This window comes from Streptomyces odonnellii, assembly GCF_000981895.1.
Classification (GTDB): Bacteria; Actinomycetota; Actinomycetes; order Streptomycetales; family Streptomycetaceae; genus Streptomyces; species Streptomyces odonnellii.
In genome coordinates this window covers 67680-74320 of record NZ_LATD01000308.1, presented here as the reverse complement: position 1 = coordinate 74320, position 6641 = coordinate 67680, and the positions used below count along the sequence as shown (strand labels likewise).

Annotated in this window: 6 protein-coding genes; 1 reads left to right on the top strand and 5 read right to left on the bottom strand. The window is 71.6% G+C overall.

The annotated features are described in order from the left end of the window. Positions 1-60: 60 nt before the first annotated feature. The 3 genes from WH07_RS26765 to WH07_RS26755 form a co-directional block, all read right to left on the bottom strand. Complete coding sequence (locus WH07_RS26765) at positions 61-693, bottom strand: hypothetical protein (protein WP_046505200.1); 633 nt, start codon at positions 691-693, stop codon at positions 61-63. A gap of 193 nt (positions 694-886) precedes the next feature. Next, entirely contained in the window at positions 887-1447 is a 561-nt protein-coding gene (locus WH07_RS26760; protein ID WP_046505198.1) for a GNAT family N-acetyltransferase, read from the bottom strand. Between the two features lie 53 nt (positions 1448-1500). After that, on the bottom strand, positions 1501-3678 hold the full coding sequence (locus WH07_RS26755) for a phosphocholine-specific phospholipase C (protein WP_046505196.1): 2178 nt from the start codon (positions 3676-3678) through the stop codon (positions 1501-1503). Between the two features lie 217 nt (positions 3679-3895). Here WH07_RS26755 and WH07_RS26750 point away from each other — a divergent pair, with 217 nt between their 5' ends. Further along, complete coding sequence (locus tag WH07_RS26750; protein WP_046505193.1) at positions 3896-4729, top strand: oxidoreductase; 834 nt, start codon at positions 3896-3898, stop codon at positions 4727-4729. Between the two features lie 75 nt (positions 4730-4804). Here WH07_RS26750 and WH07_RS26745 read toward each other — a convergent pair whose 3' ends face one another. Together WH07_RS26745 and WH07_RS26740 are read right to left on the bottom strand one after the other, a co-directional pair. Continuing rightward, on the bottom strand, positions 4805-5275 hold the full coding sequence (locus WH07_RS26745) for a universal stress protein (protein ID WP_046505236.1): 471 nt from the start codon (positions 5273-5275) through the stop codon (positions 4805-4807). Between the two features lie 16 nt (positions 5276-5291). Beyond that, positions 5292-6572 (bottom strand): SLC13 family permease, encoded by a 1281-nt coding sequence (locus tag WH07_RS26740; protein WP_079023579.1) that lies wholly within the window; start codon positions 6570-6572, stop codon positions 5292-5294. Positions 6573-6641: the final 69 nt, after the last annotated feature.

Here is a 6641-nt window from a genome sequence, read left to right as displayed (position 1 = left end):
TTCCGCTCCCTCCACCGCATAGATCACGAAGACGCACTGGAGTACTAAGGGCCTAAGGGTTTAGCCGGCCGGAGCGGCCGGTGCGGCCGGAAGGGCGGCGAAGAGATCGAAGTACATGCCGGCGGAGACCAGCAGTCCGAGGAAGCCGAGAATGGCTCCGGCCAGGGCGAAGGGCCGTACCCAGGCGGCGCGCTGGGGCAGGACCAGCACGACCGCTCCGATGAGCAGCGCCAGGAGCGCCACAACACCGTTGACCGCGGCGGTGGCGTGCCAGGCGTCGCCGTAGATCTCGGAGATCTGCTGGTCTACGGTGGCGGACTGGCCCATCGTCGTCTGTCCTACGACGGTCTCGCGCTCGGCGACGACCCGGCCGGTCCAGGTGCCGGACAGGGCGATGATGCTCAGGCAGACCGCGACGACGGCCGCGGCGGCGGCGCCGAGACCGGACGAGCGGTGCGCGGCGAGGTCGTCGTCGGCGTCGTCCTCGGCATCGTCGGGATCGTCGTCGTCCAGGTCGTGGACGTCCTCCGCAGCGGCGGACTCGTCGGTGGCGTCGGCGGCCGGGGCACCGGCCTTGCTGAGCGACGGGGCCTCGGACTCCGACCTGGAGTCGGATATGACCTCGGTCGCCTCGGTGGTGGAGGCCTCGGCCGTCTCCGGCTCGGGGGTCTTGGTCTCGGGGGTGGGGTTCATACCGCGCACGCTAGGTGCCTCGTCTGAGAACTTCCTGAGAACGGCGGAACGTCCGTGAACAGCCGGAGTTCCACCGTTCCGCACTCAGCAGGCCCGAGCCCGGCCCGAGTCCGAACGCGAGCCCGGGACCGGCAGGCAGGCACGGCCGGGTGCGGGCTGCGGGCTGCGGGCTGCGGGCTGCGGGGCCATGGGCTCAGACCGCGTGCTGCTTCCGCTCGCGCCACTCCGGCGCCAGCACCGACCAGATCTCGGTGCTCTGCCGCACCCCGCGATACGGATAGCCCTCGCGCAGCACGCCCTCCCTGGTCATCCCGAGCCGCTGCGCGACCCTGATGCTCGGGTTGTTCGCGGTCGACACGTGCCACTCGACCCGGTGTATCCCGCGCTCCTCGACCGCCCAGTCGATCAGCACCCGCGCGGCGCGCGTGACCAGCCCGCGCCCCGTCCCCGCGGGCTCCAGCCAGCAGCCGACCTCGCAGTTGCCGCGCTCGGCGTCGAAGACCCGGAAGAGCACCCCGCCGACCAGGGTGGAGTCCAGCCAGATCCCGTAGAGCCGCCCGCTGTCCTCGGCCTGCTTCCTGGCGTACGACATGAGCACCGCCCGGGCGGATTCGAGGTCCGAGGCCGCCCGGGCGAGCGGAATGTGTTCGTCGACCAGGTCCCTGGCCCGGTCCATATGGGCCAGGAACTCCTCGGTCTGCCACGGCTCCAGGGGGCGCAGCTCCGCCCCGTCACCCAGCGGTATCGCGAACATCGGGCTCCTTCTCCGTACGGTTCCTCATCGCACGAACCGTACAAAGCCGCCGCTCACCCGGAGACGCTGGGACGCCCGTTCTCGATGTGGCCCATCAGACGGCGGCGGAAGCGCGCCGGGGTGTCCGCCGTACCGCCGCCGTGCGCCGACGGTTCCGCGGTGACCTCGACGTCGTACCAGCCGTGCGCGTCGGCCGCCGAGTGCACCACATCGCGGCTGCGTCCCGGCTTGACCGTGATCCGGCGGGTCCAGCCGTGCAGATCGGCCTCGTCGACGTACCCCAGGGGCCGCACCGTGAAGGTGACCGGCAGATCGCCGTGGTTGCGCAGGGTGAGATGGAGATCGCGGTCGTGGTGGTGGACGGACGAGGTGACCTCCGTGCCATGGGCGGTCACCGGACCCTCGAACTCGCGGCGGAAGCCATTGGGCCCGGTGATCGTGAAGCGGTACCGGTCACCCTTCACTCCGGTAAGGGGCACCCTCCATTGCGCGGCGCCCCTTACATCGCGGTGCTGCGGTATCTCGAACTCACCGGCGTACGGATAGAGCGCGAAGTGCGCACTGGCGGGGCCCGTGTTGCTGAGCTCGACCGTGAACGCCCGCCCGTCCGCGTCGAGATGGCCGTACGCGTCGGTCTGGTACGGCAGCGGCCTGGCGGCGCGCACGCCCGGCTCCTGTACGGGCATGGTCTGGTGGGCCGGCGGTACGGGCGCCCAGCGGCCGGTGAACGGCGGGACGGCGCCCGGCTGTTCGACCTCCGGCTGGGTACTGCCGCGCTGGAAGTCGAACGCGGAGGTCAGATCGCCGGTGACATTGCGCCGCCACGCGGTGATGTTGGGCTCGTCCACGCCCGTCCACTTCTCCAGGAAGCGGATGACCGAGGTGTGGTCGAAGACCTGCGAGCAGACATAACCGCCCACGGTCCAGGGCGAGACGACCAGCAGCGGCACCCGTATCCCGAGCCCGGTCGGCCGTCCCTCCCATCGCTCGGCGGAGCCGGTGGGGCCCTCGGCGGGCGGCACGGGCGGCGGTACGTGGTCGAAGAAGCCGTCGTTCTCGTCGTAGTTGATCAGTACGACGGTGTGCCGCCAGACATCGGGATGGGCACCGAGCGCGTCGAGCACCTTGTAGATCAGAGTGGCGCTGGCGATAGGCGACGAGGAGCCGGGGTGCTCGGAGTCGATCGCGGAGGGCACCAGATACGACACCTCGGGCAGCGTTCCCGCGGCCACGTCGGCACGGAACCGGTCGGCCAGCGTGCCGCTCTCGACCCGGCGCAGCCCGCGCTCGAACAGCGACCGCTCGTGCTCGGTCAGCGTGGCGACGCCCTCCTCCAACGCGTCGAGCAGCCTCGCCCGCTCGGCGGCGTCGTCGGTGTCGCGTACGGCGGCGTAGAACGCCTCCATGTACGTGAAGCCGGACGCCTCGGGCCGGCCGGGCAGTTCGCGGGCCTTGCCGAGCGCCTTGCGGGCGATGTCCTTGAAGGTGGTGAAGAACTCGATGTTGTTGTCGGTGAAGTTCTCCCACTCCGTGTACGTCTGCCAGGTGCGGCCCGCGCGCTCCAGCCGTTCGGCGTACGTCGGCCACGGGTAGCCGGGGTGGGTGTCCTCCTCGTACGCGTCATTGTCCACGGCCCGTCGCCCGTCGGCCTCGTAGCCGGTCCAGCCGCTCCAGAGGTGGTTGCGGTTGGGGCTGGTCGAGGTGTGGACGGACGAGTGGTACGCGTCGCAGACCGTGAAGGTGTCCGCGAGTTCGTAGTGCAGCGGGATGTCGCGCCGGTCGTAGTAGGCCATGGTGGCGGCGGTCTTGGCGGAGACCCAGCCGTCCATCCAGCCCTTGTTCCACGCCTTGTGTCCGCCGTCCCAGGAGTGGTCGAGGGCGCCGATGTACTGGAGGTCCTTGCGCTGGGCCTCGGCGGCGTCCCGTACCGGGAAGGGCAGGACGGTGGTCAGCGGGCCCGGCTGCTCGAACACGGGCTTCCCGGAGGGCAGTTCCACCGCGTTGCGGTCCCCGAAGCCGCGGACCCCGCGCAGGGTGCCGAAGTAGTGGTCGAACGAGCGGTTCTCCTGCATCAGGACGACCACGTGCTTGACCGCCCGCAGCCCGCCGGGCGCGGGCTCCGCCGCGAGGGCGGATCGCAGGGAGGGCGGCAGGACGGACCCGGCCGCCGCCGCGCCGAGGGCGCCTGTACCGAGGGTGAGCATTCTTCTCCGCGATATTTCCGCTGACATGCGACCGGACGGTAATGAGAGTGCATGGCAGCGGAGAGTCCCAGGGACGACTACGAGGTGAACGTCCCCGGGGGCCGGCACGGCGGGACCACAGGACGGGCCGGCGGGCGACCGCGAGGCTCTGACCGGGCGATCTGACCGGCCGGCCCGGGATGCGCGCGGTGGGCGTACGATAAAAGTAACCATTTAGTCAGGGGATTTTTCGAGAGGCACCCACATGTCACAGGTCTGGTTCATCACCGGCAGTTCACGCGGGCTGGGCCGCGCCATCGCCGAAGCCGCGCTCGCCGCCGGGCACCGCGTCGTGGCGACCGCGCGCAAGCCCGCCCAGCTCGACGATCTCGTCCGTACCCACGGCGAGCGGATACGCGCGGTCGCCCTCGATGTCACCGACGCGGAGGCGGCGCGTGCCGCGGTCCGGGGCGCGGCCGAGACCTTCGGGCGGCTGGACGTCGTGGTCAACAACGCGGGGTACGGCGATGTCGAGGACGTCACCGACGCCGATTTCCGCGCCCAGATCGACACCAACTTCTACGGCGTCTACCACGTCACCAAGGCCGCCGTACCGATCCTGCGCGAGCAGGGGTCCGGCCACATCATCCAGATCTCGTCGAGCGGCGGCCGGATGACCACCCCCGGACTGGCCGCCTATCAGAGCGCCAAGTGGGCGGTGGCCGGCTTCTCCGAGGTGCTGTCGCGCGAACTGGCCCCGCTGGGGGTTCGGGTCACCGTGATCGAGCCGGGCGGTCTGCGCACCGACTGGGCCGGGTCGTCGATGACGATCCCCGAGATCAGCGAGCCGTACCGGGGGACCGTCGGCGCGACGGCGGAGCGGGTGCGCGGTATGGACGGGCGGCAGACCGGGGACCCGGCGAAGGCCGCGCGGGTCATCGTCGGCCTGCCGGAGATGGCCGAGCCGCCGGTGCATCTGCTGCTGGGCAGCGACGCGTACAACTATGTGACCGAGTCCGACCGGGCCCGTACCGAATCCGATGCGAAGTGGCGCGAGTTGACCGAGTCGATCGACTACGTCGCCCCGCCCGCGTCCTGAGCGCGGCGGACAGTACGTCCTGAGCCCGGAGGACAGTACGCCCAAGGCCACACACGGCCCAAGGCCAACACCGGTCTAAGGCCACACCAGCAGCACCGGGCACTCCGCGTGGTCGACCACGAAGCGGGTGGCGTGCCCGATGCTGTGCGGTCCCGGACGTCCCCGCTCACCGTCCCGTGCGCAGATCAGCAGATCCGCGCCGGCCGCCGCCCGTACGACCTCGTGCTCCACGCGCCCGTGGTGGTCGAGGAGTTCGCAGGGCCGCCCGAGCCGGTGCGCGGCGGCCTCCAGCAGATCGGCGGCGGCCGTCCCCGACAGGGCTTCGAGGCGGGCGCCGGGGTCGCGCTCCGGGCGGTGGCCCCGGCCGAGGAGCCCTTCGTACGCGTGGTGCGCGGCGGCGGCGACCTCGTCGTCGCTGACATGGAGCAGCACCACGGCGTCGTCGGGGGCGCGTTCCCGGGCCGCGTCCACACAGGCGGGCCAGGTGGATTCGGTGATCCAGACGAGAACGGTCCGCGGCCGGCCGCCCTCCGGCGGGTCGGGCATCGGTACGGTCACGGGGTCAGCCTCCGATCAGTCGCAGGGTGCCCCACAGTGCCACGGTCGACGCAGCCAGCGCGGCAGGCACGGTCAGCAGCCCGAGCCGGGTGAAGTGCCACAGCCCCGGCTCGGTGTCGTGCTCGTGCAGCACGCGCCGCCACAGCAGGGTGGCCAGCGAACCGACGTACGTCAGATTGGGCCCGAGGTTGACGCCGATCAGCGCGGCGAGCACCGGCCCTGGCCCCGCGGGCGCGACGACCGGCAGCAGCGCCAGGATCGCTGGGAGGTTGTTGATCAGATTGGCCAGTACGGCGGCGACCGCCGCGATCACCAGCAGCGAGGGCAGTGACGAGCCGTCCGGCAGCAACTTGCCGATACCGGTGTCCAGGCCGTTGTCGACGACCGCCTTGACGATCACGCCGAGCGCCAGGACGAAGAGACAGAACAGCGGCGAGGCGGCCCGTACCAGCCCCTTGACCGTCGTACGCCGCTGCCTCAGCGCCCGTACCGCGAGGACGGCCGCGCCGGCGAGCGCGGCCCACAGCGGTTCGGCCCCGGCGAACGAGGTCACCACGAATCCGGCCAGCGTCAGCCCCAGCACCACCAGCGTGAACACCGGTACCCCGCGCTCCTCGCCCGGCCCCGGGCCCTGCGGGGCATGCGCCTCCGCGGCCAGGTCCGCGGCGAAGAAGCGGCGGAAGACGGCGTACTCGACCGCGATCGCGGCCAGCCAGGGCAGCGCCATCAGCGCCGCGAACCGGGTGAAGGTGAGCCCGCTCGCGGTGAAGGCCAGCAGATTGGTGAGGTTCGAGACCGGCAGCAGCAGTGAGGCCGAGTTCGCGAGATGCGTGCAGGCGTAGACATGCGGCAGCGGGCGCGCGCCCACCCGGGCGGCGGTCGCGAAGACCACCGGGGTGAGCAGCACGACCGTGGCGTCCAGGCTTAGTACGGCGGTGATGACGGCGGCGACGGCGAAGACCCCGCCCAGCAGCCGCCGCGGCCGGCTGCCGCAGACCCGCGCCACCAGTTCGCCCGCCGCGGTGAACAGCCCTTCCTCGTCGCAGAGTTGAGCCAGTACCAGCACCGCCGCGAGAAAGACCACCACGGGCAGCAGGGTGTGCGTCTGCGCCCAGGCGTCCTGGGGCGAGACCGCGCCGAGGGCGACGAGCAGCAGCGCCGCGGGCACGGCGGCGAGGGCCTCGGGCAGACCGCGGGGCCGGAGAACGGCGAACGCCAGCACGGCGAGCAGCAGACCGACGGAGACGGCCTCGGCGACGACGGCGTTCGGGCTGGCGCTGTTCAGACTGGCGCTCCGGGTTGCGGGGGGGGACGGACGGGGGCGGCGCACCGTACACGGTGCGCCGCCCTCTCT